The following is a 254-nucleotide window of genomic DNA, read 5'->3' on the forward strand; positions in this document are numbered from 1 at the left end:
GGGTGGACTTCACGCGCACACCGGTCACGCCGGCATCGTTGCCCAGCACTTCCTCGACCTGGTGGTGCCAGACGGTTTCGATCTTGCCGGCCGCGACCTTGGCGAACAGCTTGTCCTGCATGATCTTTTCCGCTTTGAGGGTGTCGCGGCGGTGGACCAGGTAGACCTTGCGGGCGATGTTGGACAGGTACAGGGCCTCTTCCACCGCAGTGTTGCCACCGCCGACTACGACCACATCCTGGTCACGGTAGAAG

General features: G+C 62.6%; 1 protein-coding gene. It reads right to left on the bottom strand.

What is annotated here, in order from left to right; genetic code table 11:
• The coding region (locus tag AC6UDD_RS06980) for an NAD(P)/FAD-dependent oxidoreductase (protein WP_500720061.1) at positions 1 to 254 on the bottom strand (254 nt) is incomplete at both ends.

It is taken from the genome of Fructilactobacillus sp. X2R1C3 (assembly GCF_059901425.1).